Source organism: Kitasatospora sp. GP82, assembly GCF_029892105.1.
In the GTDB taxonomy this organism is placed as follows: Bacteria; Actinomycetota; Actinomycetes; order Streptomycetales; family Streptomycetaceae; genus Kitasatospora.
Genome location: NZ_JARZAJ010000036.1, coordinates 29,029 through 51,410, shown reverse-complemented (window position 1 = coordinate 51,410; position 22,382 = coordinate 29,029). Strand labels below are relative to the sequence as shown.

The 22,382-nt window shown below is 71.5% G+C and carries 14 protein-coding genes and 1 pseudogene; 5 read left to right on the top strand and 10 right to left on the bottom strand.

All coding sequences use genetic code 11. The features are described 5' to 3' along the window. Positions 1-16 precede the first annotated feature (16 nt). Positions 17-805, bottom strand: a complete 789-nt coding sequence (locus P3T39_RS28500) for a BTAD domain-containing putative transcriptional regulator (protein WP_280702003.1) — start codon at positions 803-805, stop codon at positions 17-19. 474 nt (positions 806-1,279) lie between these two features. Here P3T39_RS28500 and P3T39_RS28495 point away from each other — a divergent pair, with 474 nt between their 5' ends. Then, positions 1,280-1,990 carry a TetR/AcrR family transcriptional regulator gene (locus P3T39_RS28495; RefSeq protein ID WP_280702002.1) on the top strand — a complete coding sequence of 237 codons (711 nt, stop codon included), beginning with the start codon at positions 1,280-1,282 and terminating at the stop codon, positions 1,988-1,990. A gap of 18 nt (positions 1,991-2,008) precedes the next feature. On the opposite strand, the gene P3T39_RS28490 is transcribed toward P3T39_RS28495, so the two are convergent. Next, entirely contained in the window at positions 2,009-2,968 is a 960-nt protein-coding gene (locus P3T39_RS28490) for a hypothetical protein (RefSeq protein WP_280702001.1), read from the bottom strand. Positions 2,969-3,359: 391 nt separating this feature from the next. Between P3T39_RS28490 and P3T39_RS28485 the strand changes: the two are divergent. Continuing rightward, positions 3,360-3,617 (top strand): annotated as a pseudogene (locus P3T39_RS28485) (cytochrome P450); the annotation flags it as partial. Between the two features lie 179 nt (positions 3,618-3,796). Continuing rightward, a complete protein-coding gene (locus tag P3T39_RS28480) occupies positions 3,797-4,594 on the top strand; it encodes a putative protein N(5)-glutamine methyltransferase (RefSeq protein ID WP_280701998.1) in 798 nt (265 codons plus the stop codon). A gap of 117 nt (positions 4,595-4,711) precedes the next feature. Here P3T39_RS28480 and P3T39_RS28475 read toward each other — a convergent pair whose 3' ends face one another. Then, positions 4,712-4,897 (bottom strand): flavin reductase family protein, encoded by a 186-nt coding sequence (locus tag P3T39_RS28475; RefSeq protein ID WP_280701996.1) that lies wholly within the window; start codon positions 4,895-4,897, stop codon positions 4,712-4,714. A gap of 321 nt (positions 4,898-5,218) precedes the next feature. Here P3T39_RS28475 and P3T39_RS28470 point away from each other — a divergent pair, with 321 nt between their 5' ends. Then, positions 5,219-6,073, top strand: a complete 855-nt coding sequence (locus P3T39_RS28470) for a helix-turn-helix transcriptional regulator (protein ID WP_280701995.1) — start codon at positions 5,219-5,221, stop codon at positions 6,071-6,073. 17 nt (positions 6,074-6,090) lie between these two features. Here the strand turns inward: P3T39_RS28470 and P3T39_RS28465 are convergent, their stop codons facing one another. The 5 genes from P3T39_RS28465 to P3T39_RS28445 form a co-directional block, all read right to left on the bottom strand. Further along, positions 6,091-6,864, bottom strand: a complete 774-nt coding sequence (locus P3T39_RS28465; protein WP_280701994.1) for a maleylpyruvate isomerase family mycothiol-dependent enzyme — start codon at positions 6,862-6,864, stop codon at positions 6,091-6,093. Positions 6,865-6,958: 94 nt separating this feature from the next. Beyond that, on the bottom strand, positions 6,959-8,593 hold the full coding sequence (locus tag P3T39_RS28460; RefSeq protein ID WP_280701992.1) for an MFS transporter: 1,635 nt from the start codon (positions 8,591-8,593) through the stop codon (positions 6,959-6,961). Between the two features lie 193 nt (positions 8,594-8,786). Beyond that, entirely contained in the window at positions 8,787-9,695 is a 909-nt protein-coding gene (locus P3T39_RS28455) for a sulfurtransferase (protein WP_280701990.1), read from the bottom strand. A 211-nt stretch (positions 9,696-9,906) separates the two neighbouring features. Further along, a complete protein-coding gene (locus tag P3T39_RS28450; protein ID WP_280701988.1) occupies positions 9,907-12,141 on the bottom strand; it encodes a prolyl oligopeptidase family serine peptidase in 2,235 nt (744 codons plus the stop codon). Beyond that, positions 12,114-13,898, bottom strand: a complete 1,785-nt coding sequence (locus P3T39_RS28445) for an N-acetylglutaminylglutamine amidotransferase (protein WP_280701987.1) — start codon at positions 13,896-13,898, stop codon at positions 12,114-12,116. Before P3T39_RS28445 ends, P3T39_RS28450 begins: the two co-directional genes overlap by 28 nt. Positions 13,899-14,401: 503 nt before the next feature. On the opposite strand from P3T39_RS28445, the gene P3T39_RS28440 reads away from it, so the two are divergent. After that, positions 14,402-15,520 (top strand): glycosyltransferase, encoded by a 1,119-nt coding sequence (locus P3T39_RS28440; RefSeq protein ID WP_280701985.1) that lies wholly within the window; start codon positions 14,402-14,404, stop codon positions 15,518-15,520. 440 nt (positions 15,521-15,960) lie between these two features. On the opposite strand, the gene P3T39_RS28435 is transcribed toward P3T39_RS28440, so the two are convergent. Both P3T39_RS28435 and P3T39_RS28430 read right to left on the bottom strand, forming a co-directional pair. Next, positions 15,961-17,241, bottom strand: coding sequence for a cytochrome P450 (locus tag P3T39_RS28435; protein WP_280701983.1), 1,281 nt, complete (start codon positions 17,239-17,241; stop codon positions 15,961-15,963). Then, positions 17,238-22,331 carry a non-ribosomal peptide synthetase gene (locus tag P3T39_RS28430; RefSeq protein WP_280701976.1) on the bottom strand — a complete coding sequence of 1,698 codons (5,094 nt, stop codon included), beginning with the start codon at positions 22,329-22,331 and terminating at the stop codon, positions 17,238-17,240. Before P3T39_RS28430 ends, P3T39_RS28435 begins: the two co-directional genes overlap by 4 nt. Between the last annotated feature and the right edge of the window lie 51 nt (positions 22,332-22,382).

Below are 22,382 nucleotides of genomic sequence, written 5' to 3'. Positions count from 1 at the left end.
GCTGGCCGGTCCGAGGTCAGACCCGGCCGGCCTCCTCGGTGCGCGGCCGACGGCGGCCGGAGTCGCAGTGCAGCCGCAGCAGCGACGAGAGTTCACCGCCGGGCTCGACACCGAGTTCCCGGCGGGTGAGTCTGCGGTAGGCGTCATAGCTCCGCAGCGCCTCGACCAGGTTGCCCTCGGCCAGGTGGGCCTCGATGAGCGAGCGCTGCGCGCTCTCGCGCAGCGGCTCGACGCCGACCGCGACCATCGCCGACTCGACCGCCTCCGCATACCGCCCCGCCCGGACGAGGTGGCGGCTCTGGGCCTCCAGGGCGTGCAGCAGGCGCTGTCTGATCCGCTCGCGTTCGATCAGCACCCAGTCGTCGTACCAGCCGGGAAGCAGATCCAGCGCGTCCGCCCGCCACTTGAGGGCGCACAGGTCGCCGGTGGTGGCGGTTCCGCCGATGAGGCGGCCCGCCCAGTCGCACAGGACGTAGAGGTCGACCACGGTGTGTTCGCGCACTCTCAGCGCGTACTTGTCGGAGTCGAGTACGTCGATACCGGCGGCCCTGAGCCGCCACAGCGCGGAGCGGAGGTTGCCCGCCGCCCGCAGGTCGTCACCCAGCGGCCACAACACTCCTGCGGCATAACGCCGCTCGACCCGACCACCGTTGAGGGCAACGAAGGCAAGCAGCCGTTTACTGCCTTCGGGGACCTCCAGCCGACGCCCGGCCTGGACGACGCGCGGCCCACCGAAGAGATGGAGAGTCGGTGCGTGACCCTGACCGGGGATCAGAACCGGCGACTCCAGGAACTGTGCATGCATGGACGGCTCTCCTGCTCGAAGCCCGACCTGCAGATGGTATGCGCACTTCGTCACCTGATCGTCACCTGGAGCGACCGCCCGACGATCGAATGCCCCCACCCCCGCGATCAAGGGTGGGCCCACCGCGTCACCACAGCGTCGCCGGCGGCCAACCGGCACACCGAGTCCGTTCCATGATCAACAGTCATGCCCGGGGGCCACTCGTTCGGATGACAACGGGCATGGTCGGTCTGCGATCACGCAGGCTGCGCCGACACGGCGCGGGGCTCGGAGAGGTGCACCGGAGTCAGACCGACCGGCAATAGGGAGCGCGAGCCTCCGAGGCACCCGCACTCGGCGGTCCGCACTCTCGGCGACCAGGCTGGTGCGACGTGCCGAATGTCTGGGTGAACATCGCTGCCCGCCAGTACGTATCGGTGTTACGTAACGAGGTTACCCTTCAGGCGTACTGCCCAGCATGAAAAGATGTCAAGAGTGAGCCCACGTCAGGCAGATCCGAAACTCGGAGCGGAACTCATCGAAGCAGCCGCTCAACTCCTCGCCGAACAGGGCCCATTGGCGCTGACGACGCGGCGTCTGGCCGCCGCCGTGGGCAGCTCCACCAGCGCCGTCCACACCCACTTCGGCGGTATGGACGATCTGGTCCGGGCCATGGTGCACGAGGGCTTCGCCCGGCTGAACCGCCGGATGAGCCGCATCGGCAATTCTTCCGACCCGGTCGCGGACGTGGTGTCACTCGGTCATGCGTACCGGGCCAACGCCCTCGAACACCGCTATCTCTACAGCATCATGTTCGGCGGTTCCAGCCCGGGCGGATTCGCGCTGACCGACGACGACCGCCAGCACGGGCAGTACACCCTGGAGATCCTGGTGCAGGCGGTCGACCGCTGTATGGCGGCGGGCCGATTCCCCGTCGGGGACGCGTACTTGGTGGCACACCAGATGTGGATCGCACTGCACGGCCTGGTCACCCTGGAGCTGGGCGGCTACCTGATCGAGCCCTACGACGCCGACGCCTGCTTCGACGCTCAGGTCTGCGGCCTGATGGTGGGAGCGGGGGACGCCGTCCCCGAGGCGATGAAGTCCATGGCACGCGCACGGGGACGCCGGGGCCGACTCCCCTGCACGGCGGAACGGCACTCGGGTACGCCGGAGCCCAACCGCGCTCCGGCGTACCCGAGTTGACACTGGCATCGAACTGGATCAGCTCCAGGGCGACGGCGGGAACCAGATGTACCCGAGCCGGCCCAGGATCCGCACGTCCCAGTAGACGAGCGTGAAGACCCCGGCCACCAGGAACGCCGCCGCGGTGAGCGCACTGGCCCGAGCCGGCTCGGCCGCGAGCCAGCGCCGCAGCCGTCCGCCGACCCCGTACGAGAGCAGGACGAACAGCACCGACATCACGACGATGTTCCCGATCGACTGCAGCGCGAAGGCCGTTGCCCCGTAGAGCGGGCTGTGCGTGGTGGCGGCGTGCCGGAACAGGTCGCGGAACAGCGGATACGGGCGGCCGATGAGGAATCCACCGATCAGCGCTCCGACCAGCACCAGCGGAGCATTGGGGAACCGTCGCGAGAGCGCCGCCAGCGGATCCCCGATCAGCCCGGCCGCCGCCAGCCCCAGCACGATCATCACCACCGCGACCAGCCCGAACACCGCCATCGACTGCACGGACCTCGGTGAAAGCCCCTTGCTCGCGGCCGTCGAGAACTGCGGTAGGTGCGTCCCGACGATCCCGACGAGAGCCCCGTAGGCCGCCGAGACGGGGATCATCCCCGCCGCCAGCCAGCCCAGCGGCCGGACGGCCTGCAGAAACCTGGCCCGCCGCGACTGCGCCTGTCCGACCAGCGGACCGACCGCACCGAACGCGGCGATGTTGCAGGCCGTGAAGGACCCGGCCAGCCCGGAGACAAAGGCGAACACCACACCCGAGGCGATCCCGCCGATCGGCGTGGCATGGGCGTTGTGGCCGAGCATGGCGTTCGCGCTGGTGAACCCGATCTCGTCGTCCACCAGCTTGGCGTCCCAGGCATAGGCCGCCAGGAATCCGGCAACGACGCTGAGCAGCAGAAGCAGTCCCCGGCGGCGCGGGAACCGGCCGGTGACGAAGAGGGAGCTGTGCGGCGGGGCGGCGGCCGCCGGACCGGCGATGACTCTACTCACGCTGACATGCCTCCTTGGCTGGGCCAGTTTCTGGCAGTTCGCTCTCTGGTCGAAGCCCGGTCGTGCCGGGGCCCGACGCTGCCGAGGACCGACAGCACGGGGCCCGGTTCGGCTCGGGCACCGTGAGTATGCGTGCGCAACCGGCCTCCGGACTTCTTCCGTACTGCCCTGAGCGAGGACGCCTGCCGAAGCGCCTGCCGAGGCGCCTCCCGCGCCCAACTCCGGTGAGCACGATGGAAGTAGGCGACCGCACGACCCGGCTGGGTGATGGCCCGCCTGCCCAGATTCCGCTGGGCACCTCGCGGCCGAACGGACCGCCCACCCCGGCACCGACGGCGGCGACGTGCTCTCCCGCCTGCTCGACGCCACCCGGCGGGAGGAGGACCCGCGCCCCGACCGCTTCGATCCGGAGCGGTTCGCCGTCGACCGCACGGCGCACCGGTCCCGCGACAGCTACCTCCCCTTCGGCGCGGGGCCGCGCTTCTGCGTCGGCAACACCCTGGGCATGCTGGAGGCCACCGTCGTCACCGCCCTCGTCGCCCGCGACCTCCGGCTCACCGGCCTGCCCGGCCATGTCGTCCGCCCCGAACCGATGCTGACCCTCCGGGTGCGCTACGGCCTGCCGATGACCGTGCACGCGGCGACCTGAACCCCAGGGCGTGTGCGCCGCTCCATGACTCGGGTATTGTTGCGGCCTCAAGCAGTGAACGACCGAGGAGGTGGGACCCATTACCGCTGTAGCAGTCTGGGTGCTTTCACCTCACGGCCGTACCGCCCTTCGGGCATAGGTAGCCTTGAGAGCGCCCTTCGGTATCCCGGAAGGCCCTCATGTCGACTTCATCGTCACCTCTCTTCTTCCCCGTCATCGTCACCAGGCTTCGGGCCTCCGGCTGTGTCTTCGCCGAGGACGAGGCGCAGTTGCTCATCGCCGCGGCGCGGACACCTGAAGAACTCGCCGCCATGGTGCACCGGCGGATCATCGGTCTGCCCCTCGAACAGGTCGTCGGCTGGGCGGAGTTCTGCGGTCAGCGGATCGCCGTGGAGCCCGGGGTCTTCGTACCCCGTCGGCGTACCGAGTTCCTCGCCGGCCAGGCCGCCGCTCTCGCCCGGCCGGGAGCCGTCGTCGTCGACCTGTGCTGCGGCTCCGGTGCGGTGGGCGCCGCGCTGATGGCGAGCGTGGACGGGGTCGAACTGTACGCCGCGGACATCGACCCGGCTGCGGTGCGGTGCGCCCGCCGCAACATCGCCGGCGGCGGCCAGGTGTACGAAGGCGACCTCTACGACCCGCTGCCCGCCACCCTGCGCGGCCGCATCGACGTCCTGGTCGCCAACGCACCCTATGTACCTACCGGAGAGATAGGACTGCTGCCCGTCGAAGCCCGCGAACACGAGCCCCGTGTCGCGCTCGACGGCGGCTCGGACGGCCTCGACATCCAACGACGGGTCACCGCCGCAGCACCGCTGTGGCTGGCACCCGGTGGCCACCTGCTGATCGAGACCAGTGAGCGCCAGGCACCACAGACCGCCGAGGCCTTCGCCCGCAACGGCCTGATCCCGCACATCACCAGTTGCGACGACCTCTACGCCACCGTCGTCATCGGCACCAGGCCCGCCCTCCGGAGCTGACCGGACAGCCGGCGCCGAAGCCCTCCCGGGAAGCAGGACACGGAGCGCGGCCGAGCAACGCTGCTCGGCCGCGCTGTGCGGCTGCGGTTCTCACGCCTCGGTGTGGTGTCGCGGCCGTTACGGGGTGTCGGGGTCGAGACGGTGGAAGGTGCCGGTGCGGCAGAGGAGGGGCTGGGTGGCGAGGCCTTGGCCGAGGGCCAGGACGGAGCCGAGGAAGATGGAGTGGTCGCATCCGTCGTAGGTGGCGGCCAGACCGGACTCCAGCCAGGCCAAGGTCTCCGCCAGAATAGGGGACTCAGCCAACGTAGTTGACGGTCCGCCAGGGGTAAGTCACCGAGGTCAGGCCCCTGTTGGCCACCCGGATATCCGCGCAGGGTCACCACGTAATCCGCCGGAAAACCTTACTGGCTACCCATTGGCCGCGCGCATTTAACCCGCACATCAAGCTTGAGTGCACCAGAGGACTCCGCTACTGTCGGAGGCATCGGGGGATAGTGAGTTACCCGGAAATCCGATCCGGGGTCCAGCCAAGCAGCACGGCGCATCTCTGTCATGACATCTCCGTCATGACATCTCCGTCATGCTCGCCATGCGGGCGGAATTCACCGGTCGGATCCGGCGTCATTGGCTGCGTTCGACCGTGCGGGCTGCACGCGCATGGACAAGAGCACCCAGTTGCATATTCCTCTTCGCATGGACTGGAGAGATATCCTGCAAAGCGCTGTCGAGCGTGCAATCGCCACCATGTGGGACCGGTTTGACGAGCCATTGCTGCTGGAGGATCTGGCGGACGCCGCGATACTGAGCAAATTCTACTTCTCGCGGGTCTTCCGAGATCTCACCGGCACTTCGCCCGGCAGATTCCTGACCGCGATCAGGATCTGCCAGGCCAAGGGCCTCCTGCTGGAAACGTCGCTGACCGTCACCGACATTTCCTACCGCGTCGGCTACAACAGCCTCGGCACATTCACCAGCCGTTTCACCCGGAGCGTCAGTATCTCGCCGGCCCGCTTCCGGGCGCTGTCCCACGCGGGCATCCCGGTTCTGCCGCGGCTGTCCGCACCGGCCTCCGGACCCGACCTCGGTACGGTGGAAGGCTCGGTGAGCGTTCCGGAGACGGATCTGCCCACCCGGATCTACGTCGGTGCGTTCAAGGACCCGATCGTGCAGGGCATACCGAGGTCCTGCGACATCCTCGACTCCCCCGGCCGGTACCGGCTGGACGCCGTCCCGGACGGGCTGTGGTTCATCAAGGTCGCGGTCGTACCGGTCTGTGACCCGGGCCCCTTCCGACGGGGGCGTCAGCCGCTGTTCATCGGCACCAGCCAGGTGGTCACCGTCCGGGCCGGGCGGGTGATCGAGGTGGATATCGCGACCCGCGCCGGCTGCGTCTTCGACCTGCCCATCCTGCTGGCCCTGCCCGAGCTCGACAGCCAGCGGCTGCCCGCGCTCGAACTGGTCGCCCCGCGATCCAGCTGACTCGGCGACGGGTTGACTCAGCCGTGCTCGACGGCCTCCACGGACTCCATGGCTTCGGCGGCCTCGGCGGCCTCGGCCGGCGGGCTGAACGGTCCCCAGGCGAAGGCCTGCAACCACGGCTCGGCCGGAGCGCTCCAGTCCAGCGCCGCGATCTGCGCCGCCGTCCGCCGACCCGCGAGCGAGCGGTGGAGGTCGTGCCTGCTCCCGCGGAGCGTGGCGACCGGTGCCCCCTCCCCGACGGTCCACTCGGCGCCGGGTGCCCGAAGGCTGAACGCCGGCAGGCCGTTCGCGTTCACCGAGGCCGACAGGCCGTCGGTGAGCACCTCGAACGCGACCGGGTAGGCGGGGTGGTCTGCGGGCACCGGCGCGTCCAGCACCTGCCGCAGATCGACCTCGTGCGTGAAGGCGTCCATCGTCACGACGCGTGCGCGCCGGCCGTCCCGTTCGGCCAGAGCCTCGATCCGCTCGGCCAGTTGCTCCCACTCCACGAGCAGCTCGGCGACGCCGACCCCCTCGTGGGCCTGCACGGACTCGGCCACCGCGGCAGGGATCGACGCCGGGTCGGTCACCGCATCACTGGTAACCACTCCGCAGACCACCACCAGATGGGCGACCATGTCGCGCACCGTCCACTGCGGACAGGAGGGGACGCCGAGAGGCGCCGCCTCGGGACAACTGCCGAGCAGTTCGGCGATGTTCTTCCTGGCGTGGTCGTAGGCCAGGTGCACGGGCACCCGCTCCCAGCCGGACGAGGACTGCGGCTGCCCTGCATACTGCTGCTGCACTGTCATGTGCGCTCTCCCACATCGGCCGTGTGGACCGCGAATCAGCGATCTGATCAGCAGTCAACCATACAGAGTTTGCATATCCAACTGTCTCCGCCCGCTACGACTCGACGACCATGACGCCCCGGCTGATCTCCTCCAGGCGACGCTGCCTGGTCTCCGGACCGATCCACAGCAGCATCAACACCGCCAGGAAGAGCGGGATCGCACCGATGACCGCGGTCGTGGTGATGGACGGGATCGCAGCGGCCGCCACCGTGAGCGAGAGGATCAGCACACCGCCGGCCTTCGTCATGGCGGCGGCCAGACCCGTCCCGCGCGAGCGGACGAGGGTCGGATAGACCTCGGCCGCGTACGCGATCATCACAGCCACCACCGAGCTGACCCCGGACAGCGGCACCACCAGCAGCAGCGAGAGCAGTGTCGTCTCGTGCGCCAGCGCATCACCGGCGAACACGAACCCCATGAGGGTGACGCCGGTGGCAGCCGCCACCGCGATGATCGTCTTCCGGCTGCCCCAGACCCCGTACATCCACGCGGTGAGAACGGTCAGCGGCAGGCCGAGCAGCGCGGCGTTGCGTACCACGTAGTCGGACTGCACCGCCGAATAGCCGAGGTGCTGAAGGTTGGTGGGCACCCACAGCTGGAAGCCGTAGGTCATCAGCCCGACCCCGACGCCGAGGACGGTGAGCGCGATCGTCGGCCCCGCGAGCGGGCGGCGGAAGAGGTGAAGGTAGCTGCCGCGCCCGACGGCCGAGCCGAGCGCCGCCTCGTCCTCCCCGATCTCGCCGGCGGTGGCGCCGTAGCGCGCCATGACCTGCTCGGCCTCCTCACGACGGCCGAGCGCCAGCAGAAAGCGCGGCGATTCGGGGATCCACCGGTTCAGGGCGATGAACAGCAGACCGGTGGGCAGCCCGAGCAGCCACAGGATCCGCCAGCCGTAGGTCGGGGTGAGCCACCCGGCCAGCCAGCTGGTGAGGACGTACGCACCCGCGATGTCACCGCCGATCAGGACCATCAGCCAACCCCGGTGCCTCGCCGGGATCGTCTCGGCGAGCAGGGTGAAGGTGATCGGGAGCATCCCCCCGGCGCTCATCCCCATCACCAGGCACATTCCCAGGTTCCAGATGTAGCCGGGCATCGCGCCGCAGATGGAGGTCGTGACGAAGAGCATCCCCGCCAGCAGGATGGACGAGCGCCGCCCGATCCGGTCGCCGAGCCAGCCCCACACCCACGAACCGATGACGGTACCGGTGATACCGGAGAGCGGCAGCCAGGACACCGGGATGTGCCCGTGCGGATTGCCCGGTGACTTCAGCCCGTACTCGTGCGCGAACCCCGGTACGACAAAGGCCAGCGTGGTCGGCTTCATCACGTCGATCGTCACCGCGACCGCCATCACGAGGAGCAGCGCGACATGCGCACGGCCGATCGGTGCGTCGTCCAGCGCCCTGATCCGGATCCGCGCCGCAGTCCGCCGGATCTCCCGGCTCCCGGTGGGCACCACGCCGTAGACCACCGCGAGCAGCCCGACGACGATCAGCGCCATACCGCCGATCATCTCGGGATCGGGCGCCATCCCGACCAGTTCGTAGCCCATGTCCCGGGCGCCCAGGTACATCGGCAGGTGCAGCAGCACGCCGACGGTGCAGGCCAGCGTCCCCAGCCAGAAGGCCACCGGGTGTTCGAACGCCCGGCCGCGCTGTCCGCCGGCGCCTTCTGTGGACATAGGCATGGGCAGGTATCCTCACGTCTCGGGCCACGGGGCGTCACTGTCTTGATCCGTGGTGCTCCCAGACATGGTGAGGCCCAAGGGCATGTCATGCCTTCTCACAACGTGCCCTCTGACACCAATGGTTGACGCACCGTCGGCTGCTGACGCACTCACCGCCTCGGACCGGGACCCCGGTCTCCCGGGTCGGGGTGTCTCAGACCACCGGGCCCGCCGGGACCGGGCCCGCCGCCACGGGCAGCTCGGACGGAAGCCCCCACTCGCTCCATGATCCGTCGTACACGGCGAGATCGCGGTACCCGGCCAGTTCGGCTCCCAGGGCCAGGTTGCAGGCGGTGACCCCCGAGCCGCAGCTGAAGATCAGGCGCTCGCGCCGTCCGACCAGATCAAAGAAGAGGGCCAGGAGTTCACCGGCGGGACGCATCCGGCCGTCCGTCTGGAGATCGCCGAACGGCAGGTTCACGGCGCCGGGCATGTGTCCGCTCCGCAGTCCCGGCCGAGGCTCCTCGACCTGCCCCGCGAATCGCTCCCTGGAACGGGCGTCGAGCACCGCCGAGGCGCCGTCGGACAGTGCCGCCTGCACCACGCCGCTGTCGACGATCAGCCCCTCGCGCGGCCTTGCCACGAAGTCGCCGGGCGGAGGGGCTGCCACGCCGGGGGGAAGTCGGGGCAGCCCGGCGGCGACCCAGGCAGGCAGACCACCATCGAGTACGGCCACCCGGTCGAAGCCCATCGCCCGCAGCATCCACCACGCCCGAGCGCTGGAGTAGATGCCCACCCGGTCGTAGGCCACGACGGCGCTGCTGTCGTTGACCCCGAGCGCGCGCATCTCCCGTGCGAAGTGCTCCGCGCCGGGCATCGTGTGGGGCAGCGGACTCGACCGGTCGGACAGCGCGCCATCGAGGTCGAACAGCCGCGCACCCGGGATCCGCAGCTCCGCACCGCGATCCGCCCCCACGCTGGCATCGAGCACCACCAGATCGGGGTGGTCCAGCCGCTCCGCAAGCCAGCCGACCGTCACCAGCGGGCCCGGGACGGACAGCGGACTCGTCGCGCCACTCCCCCGGCCCGGCCCGCTCGCCACGTTGTCCGTATTGGTCGTCATATCCTCTTCTCTTCCTCCGATACTCCAGCGACCACGTAGCCTGCCAGAAAGTCAGCGGACCTGACGGCCGTCGCCGGACTCATCAGCCAGTACCGCGGCACCGGCTGACCACACGCCGGATCTGCGGCCCGGAGCCGGTGAACCCAGCCTGGGCACTACGGCCCGGTGAGTACGACGTGTCTGTGACGGCCCGTCACCGCCACGGCGCGGCTCACGGCTCGAGGTGCCTCTCGATCCAGCTCGCCGCGGTGCGGCGGAACAGCACCCGGTTGCCCGTGTGCAGGAACTCGTGGCCCTCGTCACGCAGCATCAGCAACTCGGCCGGGACACCACGTCGGCGCGCCGCCTGCACGACCTGCTCGGACTCGCCCGGTGGCACGTTGGTGTCGTGCTCGCCGTGGACCGCCAGCAGCGGCGCCCGCAGCGCGTCGATGCGAGTCATCGGGGACAGGGCGTGCAGGAGTTCACGGTCGTGCTCGGGGTGGCCGTACTTGGCTGCCGCCGACGCCGCGATCCACGGCTCGGTGCCGGCGAAGAACGTCTCGAAGTCGGACATGCCGCAGACCGCGACACCGGTGCGGAACAGCTCCGGGTGCCACACGAGGGAGGCCAGGACCAGGTAGCCGCCGTAGGACCGTCCCATCACGGCCAGCCGCCCCGGATCGGCGAGTCCGGCTGTGACCGCGTGAGCCGCACAGTCGGCGACGTCGTCGATCGCCGCGAACCGCCCGGTACCCAGATCGGCGTCCCGGAAGGACCGCCCCCAACCCGACGAGCCGCGCACGTCCGGTGCGAAGACGTCCAGACCGCGGCCCAGCAGCTCGTGGTAGAGGGGATCGAACACCGGCCGTTCCTGCTCCTCGGGCCCGCCGTGCAGGTGGACGACGCACGGGCTCGGGCGACCGTGCTGTCGGGGTGCGCGGTAGTACCAGCCGCCCAGCGACAACCCGTCGCGGGCGGACAGCCGCAACGGCTCGGGCCGCACCGGTGGCCGGCCGGCCGGGACGGCGTCCGCATCGCGTGAGGACCAGCCGGTCCGTACGGGGGACGCGCCGGAGGGCAGCCACCACACGCCGGGGCGCCGCACCGAACCCGACAGCGCCAGCAGCAGACCCCCGGGGCCGGCCGGGGTGATCCGGGTGACCACTTCGTGCGGCAGTGCCACGGGACGGGGCGGGGCGACATCGACCACACCACCGCCGGGCAGGGCATGGGCCTCCACCTCACTGCGGCCCTGCACGTTCCAGGCCAGAACGGCTGACCCGCCGTCGTCGGACACGGCCAGCAGTTCCAGATCGGCGTCATCACGCTCGGCCGCCACCGCCAGGCGCAGACAGTCACCGTCCGGGCCGAGCTCGGCGGTGAGCAGAACCGCGAATTCGCGGCCGGCGTCGCTTCGCAGCCACAGGGTGCGGCCGTCGGGCGAGAAACGGCCGATCCACGGGTCGCCGTCCGCCACCGGCACTACGCACGCCCTCTCCAGGCCGGCGGTGCGCAGCACCACCGCCTCGCGGCGGCCGCGCGGGCCACGGCGCAGCAGCGCGAGGCGGCCGTCCGGGGTGGTGTCGCACAGTCTCAGGGTGGCGGCGTCGGCATCGGTGGCCAGCAGCACCGGGGAGCGGACGCCGCCGGGGTCGACCAGGTACACGGCCAGGTCGTCGCCTGCGCCGAGGTGCTCGGCCTCGTGCGCGGACTCCGCGGCGGACGGGCCGGGTTCGAGGTGGGCGGGGAACTCGCTCTGCGGCGGCATGCTCGGTGCAGCGGCCACCCCGACCTCACCGGGGTGCGCGCCGCCCAGGAGCACCGCGGGTCCGTCACGGCTGCTCCGCCCGGCGGACGGTGTCGCGGTGTACGGGCCGGTGGAGGTGTCCGGCAGGGCGCTGCCCGGCTCGTCGTGGGTCTGCTCCGCACCACCGTCCACGGGCCTGGCCACGGCGGGCTCGGCGATGGTGACGGCCAGGGCCGAGCCGTCGCGCGTCCAACGGCCCAGGTAGGCGGAGGTACCCGGCTCGGCCCCGCCCAGCAGCCGGCGTCCGGTGCCGTCCGGGCGGATGCACAGCACCCGGGTGTGCTCTCCGCCGCCCGGTGCGACGGTGTACGCGATCCAGTGGCCGTCGGGTGACCAGGACACCTCCGTCACGGGATCCGGGCTCGCGTCCAGCAGGTGGGCCTCGCTGCCGTCCACAGGTCCGGCCCACAGCTGCGGCACACCGGCACGGTTGCAGATGAAGGCCACCTGCCCGCCCGTCGGGTCGGCCGACGGATACCAGCAGCCGTGCGCCGTCACCGGGGCCGGGGTGTCCCGCGAGCCGGGTAGGTCGGGCAGCGGGACCGCGACGGGGGCCGCCGGCGCGGTAGCGGAGTTGCCGGGCCCGAACGCGAGGGTGGGAGCAGCCGTCCGAAGCCCCGGGGTGCCCGTCAGCCGATTCCGTGTCTCTGCAGCCATAGCTCCAGCACCGCTACCTGCCAGAGGGCGTTCGCCCCGCGCTTCGTGCGGTTCGCGTCGGGCGCGGCCAGGAGCCGGGCCACGTACGACTCGTGGAAGACGCCCCGAGCCCTGGCCTCGGGGGCCGTGAGGGCCTCACGGACCCGGTCGAGCACCGGGCCGGCCATGTGGCGGATCGCCGGGACCGGGAAGTAGCCCTTGGGCCGGTCGACGATCCCGGACGGCAGCATCCGGCGGCCGGCGTCCTTGAGCACGCCCTTGCCGCCCTGGGCGATTTTCAGCTGCGGTGGGCAGGCGGCGGCCAGCTCCACCAGTTCGTGGTCCAGGAACGGCACCCGTGCCTCCAGGCCCCAGTCCATGGTCATGTTGTCGACCCGTTTGACCGGGTCGTCGACCAGCATGAGGTGGGTGTCCAGCCGCAGCGCCGCGTCCAGTGCGGTATCGGCCCCGTCGGCCGCCATGTGGATCCTGACGAGCTCACCGGAGGCGTCGTGGTCCGTCAGCATGTGTGGCTGGAGCATCCTGGCCAGGTCGGCGTGCGGACGGTCGAAGTACACCTGGGCGTAGGTCTCGGCCACCCGGTCGCGCCGCGCGGCGGCCAGCTCCGGATACCAGTGGTACCCGGCGAAGACCTCGTCCGCGCCCTGCCCGCTCTGGACGACCCTGACCTCCTTGGAGACCTCCTCCGACAGGAGGTGGAAGGCGATCACGTCGTGGCTGACCATCGGCTCGCTCATCGCGGCGACCGCCCCGTCCAGCGCGGTCGACAGCCGGTCCGAGGGAACCATGATCTGGTGGTGGTCGGTGGCGAACTGCTGAGCGACCAGATCCGAGTACACGAACTCGTCGCCGGCCTCGCCGGCCTCCGCCTCGAAGCCGACGCTGAACGTCGCCAGGTCCCTCTGGCCCGCCTCGGCGAGCAGTGCCACGATCAGGCTGGAGTCCAGCCCGCCGGAGAGCAGCACGCCCACCGGCACATCTGCGACCATGCGGCGGCGGACGGCGGTACGCACGGATTCCAGCACCGCGTCCCGCCAGTCGGCGGCGTCCATGCCCTCATGCTCCGGCCGGCGGTCGTAGGACGGCTGCCAGTAGCGGTGATCGCGACACCTGCCGTCCGGTTCCACGACACGAACGGTGGCCGGAGGGAGCTTGCGCACCCCGGCCAGCACCGTCTGTGGCGCGGCCACCACCGCGTGCAGAGTCAGGTACTGGTGCAGTGCGACGGGGTCGAGCGAGGTGTCCACGTCGCCGCCGGCGAGCAGGGCGGGCAGGGACGAAGCGAAGCGCAGCCGGCCGGGCCGTTCCGCCAGATACAGCGGTTTGATGCCCAGCCGGTCCCTGGCCAGCACCACACGGCCGGTGTCCTGCTCCACCACGGCGAAGGCGAACATCCCGAGGAACCGGCCGACACAGTCCGTACCCCACTGGCGGTAGGCCTTCAGCAGCACCTCGGTGTCGGAGCGGGAGAAGAAGCGGTGCCCCAGGCCCTGCAGCTCCTCCCGCAACTCCCGGTAGTTGTAGATACAACCGTTGAAGACGCCGGTGAGCCGGCTCTCCGGGTCGGTCATCGGCTGGGCCCCGCGCTCCGACAGGTCGATGATCTTCAGCCGCCGATGGCCGAGGGCCACGGCGCGCTGCGCCCACAGCCCCCTGCCGTCAGGCCCACGGGCTTCCAGCCGATCGGTCATGCGCTCGACGGCGGCAAGGTCGGGCCGCCCGCCATCGAAGCGGATCTCTCCGCTCAGTCCACACATAGTGACCAGCTTTCGGCGTTCTGGCGGCCGTTACCCGCCGTAGCGCGGCCCGCAGTTCTCCACCGCACCATGCCATCGCCTGCCCGTTCCCTCAACCGATCACTCGCCAGACTCTCATGCCCCGAGCCTGTCGGCACGTCAGCGCTCACGTGCAGCCTTGACCGGAACCTGCCCGCCCGAGCTGCTCCGGAAGGCCCTTGAAGATCTTGCTCACAGCGCCCGACTCGGACCGCCCCGGCAGCGCGCCGCCCTGCCCGAGCGTGGACAACCCGTGCTCGCCCGCTTCCTCACCGACACTGCGTCAGGAAGCCGGCGTTCCCCGGCCGAGGATCGCCGTGGAGACCGGATAACGTGTCCGGGTGCCCTTGTTCTCACCCCGCGATCTCGCCACACCGTTGGCAGCGCTGATCGCCCGTGACGTTCCGGTCGGGCCAGTACCGCTCGGCCTGTGAGCCTCCACCGCCGTCGGGTCGCGATCGCCGCGGGGGCGATAACCTCGGCCGATGCGAATCCTGTTCACATTCATCGGTGGCAGTGGTCACTTCCGTCCGCTCATCCCGGTGGCCCGCGCAGCTCAGGCGGCGGGGCACACGGTTGCCGTTGCCGGTGCGGGCGGTAGAGGGTCCGAGATCGCGGCGGCCGGGTTCACCGCCTTCGCCACGAGCGGGCCGCGCAGGCGCACCGAGACCACGGAGCGCAGGACGCTGGACACACCCGATCCGGAGGCGGAGGTCCGGCAGCTCACGGAGGGCTTCGCCCGGCGCGGGGCACGGCGCCACGCTGCGGCGGTACTTGAACTCGCCCGTACGTGGAAACCGGATGTCCTGGTGCGCGACGAGGTCGACTTCGGCACCGCAATCGCGGCCGAATCGCTCGCACTTCCCTGCGCGACCGTCCTCGTGCTCGCGGCCGGGGGCTTTCTGCGCAAGGAGGTCGTCGCCGAGCCGCTGCACGAGCTGCGGAACGAATACGGCCTGCCGCTGGATCCCGAACTCGCCATGCTGGAGCGGAACCTGGTCCTGGCGCCGTTCCCGCCGAGCTTCCGAAACCCGCGTTTTCCCCTGCCGGCCGACGTGTTCTCGTTCCGGCAGTCAGCCGTCGCTCCGTCCGCGAGCACGTCACGCACGCCCACCGTGTACTTCACCCTCGGCACCGTGAACAACACCAGTGACCTGTTCTCGCGCGTCCTCACCGGACTCCGGGAGCTCCCCGTGAACGTCGTCGTGACCGTCGGCGACCGCGTCGACCCCGCAGAGCTCGGGCCACTGCCGGACCGTGTCCGGGTGGAAAAGTTCGTTCCGCAGGAGCTGCTTCTGCCGCAGTGCGATCTGGTCATCTCGCACGGCGGTTCCGGCAGCCTCGTCGGAACGCTCGCCCACGGCCTGCCGTCGGTCCTGCTCCCGCTCGGCGCGGATCAGCCGTACAACGCGCAGCGGTGTGTCGAACTCGGCACCGCCCAGGTGCTTGACCCGGTGACTGTGACGCCGGACGAGGTGCGGACGACGGTGTCGGCCGTGCTGGCCGACCAGAGCTACCGCCGCGCCGCCGAGCGGATCCGGGACGAGATCAACGACCTGCCGGGACCGGAGCAGACGATCCCCCTGCTCGAAGCGCTCCGCTGATCAATCCCCCTGCGAATCCGAGCGGTTGCCCCGAAAGTCCGTGGCCGTGCTGATCTCGCTGCGGTGCGGCCGTCGGCCGGTGCCGAGCCGGGAGCGGCTTCGTCCAGCCAGGCGGTGAGTACGGAGGCGAGGAGCGCGGCGGCCTCGGCGCGGGCCTGGTCGACGCCACACGCCGCCCTGATGCACAGCGGCTGCGGATCAAGGAGAGCATCGGACTCTGGGGAGTGGGCGGCCTGGGCGTCCACGCCATGCAGCTCGCGGTCACGTTCTCGACGTCGCGCATCGGGTAGGCGATGCGGCCGTGCAGGGTGCCGGTGGCCGGGTCGGCGAGACAGTGGCCGCTCGGGCCTGTTCCAGCCTGTTCGGGCCTGTGCGGGCCTGTGCGGGGCCTGCGGGGCGGGAGTGACGGTGTGGGTCCGTCGCTTCCGCCCCGCAGTGGTCTATGCGCCGGTCAGGGCGACGGGGAGGGTGGAGACGCCGCTGATGAAGTTGGACGGGAGCCAGTGGACCTGGCCGGTGACCTCGACGGTGGCGACCATCTCGCGCAGGGCGTGGAGCAGGGCGCGGATCTCGATCCGGGCCAGTTGGGCGCCCAGGCAGAAGTGCGGACCGTAGCCGAAGGTGAGGTGGCGGTTGGGGTCGCGGGCCACGTCGAAGGTGTCGGGGTCGTCGAAGACCGTCTCGTCCCGGTTGGCCGAGGCGTTCCACAGGGTCACCACGTCGCCGGGGGCGATCCGTCGGCCGTGAAGTTCGGTCGTGGTGACGGCCGTGCGGCCCACGTGCGCGGCGGGGGTGGTCCAGCGCAGGATCTCCTCGACCGCGGTGTCGACCAGTTGAGGATCGGACCTGAGCCGGTCCCACTGGCCCGAGGTGTCCGAGGCCAGCGCCAGCAGGCCGCCGGCCATCGAGAGCCGGGCTGTCTCGTCACCGCCGATGATGAGGTTGTAGCAGTTGAGCAGCACCTCCTCCTCGGTGAGCGGGTGTCCGTCGATCTCGCTGGCGACCAGCAGGCTGATGACGTCGTCGCCGGGTGTCTTTCGCCGCTCGGCGGCCAGACGGGTGTAGTAGAGCAGGATCTCGCTCTGGGCGATCCTCGCCTCCAGTCCGAGTTCCTCGGTGTGTTCGCCGAGCATGGCCCGGTTGGTCAGGTCCAGCACGTTCGGGCGGTCGGCGTGCGGGATGGCCAGCAGTTCGCAGATCGCGCCGAGCGGGACCTGAGCGGCGACCTCGGTGACGAAGTCGCCGCCGCCGCGCTCCACCAGGCCGGCCACCAGCTCGCGGGTCGCGGTGGTGATGGACTCCCCGATCGGCCCGAGCGAGCGGGGGCCGAAGCCGCCGGAGAGCAGCTTGCGCAGCTCGCCGTGGCGGGGGCCGTCGGTGACGACGAGCATCCGGCCGGAGCCCGGGTCGTGGCCGCGCAGCAGCGTGCCGAGCATATTGCCGTGGATCGAGGTGAACGACCGGGTGTCACGGGCGATGTTCAGCACATCGGCGTGCCGGGTCACCACCCAGAACCCCGGGTTTCCGCCCCTGGCGGGCTGCCACCGCACCGGCTCGTCGGTGCGCAGCCGGCGCCAGACCTCGGTGAGGTCACGGGTGGCGTGCAGATCGGGGTCGAGCAGGTCGACCGCGTCGAGGGGGCCGGTCTCGACCGGGGGCTTGCTGGTCAGGGTGGTCACGGGTGCACCGTCCCTTGCGAGGTGGGAGAGGATCTGGGTCACGGCCGGGCCTCCCCGGCGGGGGTGCGGCGGGCCCGGGGCAGGCGCGGGATGGGCGCCTGGGCCGGCGGCTGCGCCCCGGCCGCCGCCTGCTCGCCGAGCAGCCGGGCGAAGGCTTCGACGGTGGGTGCCTCGAAGAACTGGGCGGTGTTTGCGGGCCGGCCCTCCGAGCTCTCGATGCGCGCGGCGGCGCGGACGGCGCGTAGTGAATTGCCGCCCAGGTCGAAGAAGTTGTCGCGGACGCCGACCCGGTCCAGGTGCAGCACCTCGGCCCAGATCCCGGCCAGCCGCTGCTCAAGGCCGGTACGCGGCGCGAGGTAGCCGGGGCCGAGCTCGGGACGACGGTCGTCCGGTGCGGGAAGGGCCGCCCGGTCCACCTTGCCGCTGGTGGTGAGGGGCAGGGCGGTCAGCGCGACGAAGGCGCTGGGGACCAGCGCAGCGGGCAGAGCCGCCGCCGCGTGGAGTCGCAGGACGTCCGGACGTGTCTCGTGGCCGGGGCTCGGGACGACGTACGCGACGAGTCGCAGGTCGCCGGGTGTGTCCTCGCGGACGGTCACCGCCGCCTGGGCGACGGACGGGTGTCCGGCGAGGACGGCCTCGACCTCGCCGGGCTCGATCCGTACGCCCCGCAGCTTCACCTGGTCGTCGGTGCGTCCGAGGTACTCCAGGGACCCGTCCGGGCCGAAGCGGCCGAGGTCGCCGGTTCGGTACATCCGGGCGCCGGGCAGCGTGGCGTAGGGGTCGGGGACGAAGCGCTCGGCGGTGAGGCCGGGGCGGCCGACGTAGCCGCGGGCGAGTCCGGCGCCGCCGAGGTGGATCTCGCCGGGCGCACCGACCGGGACGGGGCGCAGCCGCTCGTCCAGGACGTAGACCCGCAGGTTGGCCAACGGGCGGCCGATCACCGGGGTGTCGCCGGGGGCGAGTTGCGCGAGTGTGCCGCAGACGGTGCTCTCGGTCGGCCCGTAGGCGTCGATGAACCGCCGGCCCTGCGCCCACCGCTCGACCAGGTCCGCCGGGCAGGACTCCCCCGCCACGACCAGGGTCCGCAGCTCCGGCAGCTCCGCGGGCCCGGCCGGGAGCGAGGCCAGCACGGACGGGGGCAGCGTGACGGCGGTGATCGCGGAGTCGCGCAGGCGGGCGGCCAGCCGCTCGCCCAACTTCTCGTCCTCGGCGGCGATGTGCAGGGCCGCACCTGCCGTCCAGGTCACGTAGAGCTCGGAGACGGAGGCGTCGAAGCCGAGTGAGGCGTACTGGAGGACCCGGTCGGTGGGCGTCACGCCGAAGTCGCGCCCCTGGGCGGTGGCCAGGTTGGCCAGCGAACGGTGGCCGACGGCGACGCCCTTGGGGCGGCCGGTGGAGCCGGAGGTGTAGATGACGTACGCGAGGTCGTCGACGGCGTCGGGCGCCGGGGCCGCCTCGGTATCCGATGTCTCGTCGAACAGAAGTGTGTGTACACCTGTTCCGGAGAGCCGTGCCGCGGTCGAGGCGTCGGCGAGGAGCAGCTGCGCGCCGGAGTCGGCCGCCATGTAGGCGATCCGGTCGTCGGGGTGGGCAGGGTCGAGCGGGAGGTAGGCGGCGCCTGCGCGGTGCACCGCGAGGACTGCGACGGCCATCTCGGCCGACCGGGGCAGGCAGACCCCGACCAGGGTCTCGGGACCGGCGCCCTCGGCGCGCAGCCGGGCGGCCAACCGGTCGGCCCGGGTGAGCAGTTCGCGGTAGGAAAGGGTGGTGTCGCCGTGGACGACGGCGGGGGCGTCGGGGTGCTCGGCGGCGCGGTCGGCGACGAGCCGGTGGACGGGCCGCTCGGGCGGGGCCGCCGTCCGGTCGTTCCAGCTGTGCAGGATCTCGTCGCGTTCCTGCGCGGAGAGCAGCTCGATGGCGCCGATCGGCGCGTCCGGTGCGGCGGCCATGGCGTCGAGCACCCGGGTGAGCGCATCGGACAGCCGCAGCATCGTGTCGCCGTCGAAGGCGTCGGCGCGGTACTCGACGGTGAGGTCGATGCCGTTCGGGGCGCCGTCGCGGGTGTAGCTGTCGGTGGCGTCCAGGACCAGGTCGAACCGGGCGGAACCGGTCCTGACCACCTCGACGCGGGATTCTACGCCCGGAAGGGCGAGTTCGGCCCGGTCGTTGTTCTGGAGCGCGAGCATGACCTGGAACAGCGGGTTGCGGTTCAGCGACCTGGTCGGGCGCAGCTCGTCCACCAACTGCTCGAAGGGGACGTCCTGGTGGGCGTAGGCGGCCAAGTCGGTGTCGCGGATCCGGGCCAGCAGTTCACCGACGGTGGGGTCTGCGGAGACGTCGGTGCGCAGGACCAGGGTGTTGACGAAGAAGCCGACGAGGTCGTCCAGGGCGTCCTCGCCGCGACCGGCGATCGGGGCACCGATCGGGATGTCCTCGCCCGCGCCCAGTCGGGACAGCAGGACGGCCAGGCCGCCCTGGAGCACCATGAAGAGCGTGCACCCGTGTCGCCGGGCGAGTTCGACCAGACGGGTGTGCCGGTCGGCGTCCAGTCGGCGAAGGACGGTCTCGGCGCGGGTCGAGTCCCGCTGCCCGCGGCTGCGGGTGCGCGGCAGCCGCAGCTCCTCCGGTATTCCGTCCAGTGTCTGCCGCCAGTGGGCGAGTTGGCGCCCCAGCAGGCTGTCGGGCCCGCCGGGTTCGCCGAGCAGCTCCTGCTGCCAGAGGGTGTAGTCCGCGTACTGGATCGGCAGTGGCGTCCAGTCCGGCGCACTGCTGCCGATCCGCGCCCGGTAGGCGACGGACAGGTCGCGCATCAGCGGCGGCAGCGACCAGCCGTCGGTGGCGATGTGGTGCATCAGCAGCAGCAGTGCGTGTTCGGGGACCGCCGATGCGCTCTCCCGGACGGTGAACAGGACGGCGCGGAGGGGGAGTTCGGCGGCGAGGTCGAAGCGGTGGCGGGCGGCCTCGGCGATCCGGGCTTCGAGCTCGGTCCGCTCGACGGGCACCGTCTCGAAGGCCGGGTGGGCCTGCTCCGCCGGCAGCACCCGCTGGACGGGCTCGCCCTCGACCTCCGGATAGAGGGTGCGCAGCGCCTCGTGCCGGACGACCACGTCGCCGAGCGCGGCGGCCAGCGCCTGCGGGTCCAGCTCGCCGCGCAGCCGGACCAGCATCGGCATGCTGTACGCGACACCGTCGCCCACCCGGTCGAGGAACCAGAGGCGGCGCTGCGCGGAGGACAGCGGGAGGGTGGCCGGGCGGTCGGCAGGGCGCAGCCGCGGTCGGGCCGCCCCCTCGGCGGAGGCGGCGGCAGCGGCGGTGAGGCGCTGGGCGAGGGCCGCCACGGTCGGGCCCTCGAAGAGTGCCCGGACACCCGGCTCGGCTCCCAGGGCGGCGTGGATACGGCTGAGCAGCCGGGCTGCCAGCAGCGAATTGCCGCCGGATTCGAAGAAGTTGTCGTCGATGCCCACCGAGGGAAGACCGAGGACCTCGGCGAAGACGCCGCAGAGGATCTCCTCGCGGGCGGTGCGCGGTGCGCGACCGGTGGCGTGGGTGGCGGGCTGCGGCGGTGCGGGCAGGGCGGCCCGGTCCAGCTTTCCGGCGGGCGTCAGCGGCAGCGCGTCGAGGGTCACGAAGGCCGCCGGCACCAGGTGGTCCGGGAGTACGGCGGCGGCGTGGCGGCGCAGTTCCTCGCCGATCCCGCTGCCGATCCCGTCGGCGGCTGCGGCCGTACCGCCGGCGGGCGCGCCGGCTGCGGCCGGGACGACGTAGGCGACGAGGCGCCCGTTGCCGGGGGTGTCCTCGCGGGCGAGGACCGCGACCCGCTCGACCGAGCGGTGGCGGGCGAGTACGGCCTCGACCTCACCGGGCTCGATCCTGAAGCCCCGGATCTTGACCTGGCGGTCCGCGCGTCCGATGAACTCCATTGGCCCGTCGGCGTGTTGGCGCACCAGGTCGCCGGTTCGGTACATCCGCTCACCGGACGCGCCGAAAGGGTCGGCCACGAAGCGCTCGGCGGTCAGCTCGGGACGTCCCGTGTAGCCGTGGGCGAGCCCCGCCCCGGCGGCGTACAGCTCGCCGACGGCACCGTCGGCGACCGGCCGCAGCTTCTCGTCCAGGACATAGACCTGCTTGGCCGCGATCGGGCGTCCGATCGGTATCGAGGAGCGGTCAGCGTCGGCGGCCGCGACGGCGTGGGTGGTCATGAAGACCATGCCTTCGACGGGTCCGTACCCGTTGGACAGCCGCAGCTGCGGGTGGCGGGCGAGGGCCCGCCGCACGTGGGCAGCCGAGAGCGCCTCGCCTCCGACGACCAGCCGGTGCAGGCCCGCCAGTGCGTCGGGGTACTCGTCGGCGACGACGTTGAACAGCCCGGCGGAGAGGTAGAGGTTGGTGACGGAGTGCCGGGCCACCAGGGCCGACAGCACCGCCGGTTCGGGACGCTGTCCGGGCTGGAGGACACAGGTCGCCCCGGTGAGCAGGGCGCCCCACAGCTCCAGGGCGAAGGCGTCCCAGGAGACCGGCGAGCACTGCAGCCAGACGGCGGAGGCGTCGAAGTCCAGATAGTCCTGGCCCAGCAGGGTGGCGGTGATCGCCAGATGCGGGGCCGCGACGCCCTTGGGCCGCCCGGTGGATCCGGAGGTGAACATCACGCAGGCCAGGTCAGCCGCGTCGAGTGGCAGGCCCAGGTCCTCGGCCGGGTGCGCGGCGATCCGGGCGGCGTTCGCGTCCACGTCGACCAGCAGGGTCGGCAGGCGGCGGTCGAACAGGCCACGGGCGGTGGCCGACCAGTACACCACCGCAGAGACCTGTGCGTCGGCCACCACCTCGCGCAGCCGGTCCGGGGGGAAGTCCGGGTCCAGCATGGTGTAGGCGGCGCCGGCCTTGAGCACGGCGAGCACCGCGACGACCATCTCGATGCCGCGCTCAAGGTGCACGCCGACGAGCGAGCCGGGCCTGACGCCCTGGCCCACGAGGTGGCGGGCCAGCCGGTTGGCGCGCGCGTTCAGCTGCCCGTAGCTGATCGGCTCGATGCTTGGCGGCTCGATGCTCGTCGACTCGGAGCCCGAGTCACTGCCGAGGATCAGCGCCACGGCGTCGGGGGTCTGCGCTGCCCGCGCCTCGAACAGCGTGTGCACACACACGTCTACCTGGGGTTGAGCCACAGTTACCATTCCGATCGGTCCTGG

Excerpts from the sequence above, each read along its gene's own strand:
- P3T39_RS28465 (WP_280701994.1), bottom strand. The coding sequence starts at position 6,864 with ATGACAGTGCAGCAGCAGTATGCAGGGCAGCCGCAGTCCTCGTCCGGC.
- P3T39_RS28500 (WP_280702003.1), bottom strand. The coding sequence starts at position 805 with ATGCATGCACAGTTCCTGGAGTCGCCGGTTCTGATCCCCGGTCAGGGT.
- P3T39_RS28440 (WP_280701985.1), top strand. The coding sequence starts at position 14,402 with ATGCGAATCCTGTTCACATTCATCGGTGGCAGTGGTCACTTCCGTCCG.
- P3T39_RS28480 (WP_280701998.1), top strand. The coding sequence starts at position 3,797 with ATGTCGACTTCATCGTCACCTCTCTTCTTCCCCGTCATCGTCACCAGG.
- P3T39_RS28460 (WP_280701992.1), bottom strand. The coding sequence starts at position 8,593 with ATGCCTATGTCCACAGAAGGCGCCGGCGGACAGCGCGGCCGGGCGTTC.
- P3T39_RS28455 (WP_280701990.1), bottom strand. The coding sequence starts at position 9,695 with ATGACGACCAATACGGACAACGTGGCGAGCGGGCCGGGCCGGGGGAGT.
- P3T39_RS28450 (WP_280701988.1), bottom strand. The coding sequence starts at position 12,141 with ATGGCTGCAGAGACACGGAATCGGCTGACGGGCACCCCGGGGCTTCGG.
- P3T39_RS28445 (WP_280701987.1), bottom strand. The coding sequence starts at position 13,898 with ATGTGTGGACTGAGCGGAGAGATCCGCTTCGATGGCGGGCGGCCCGAC.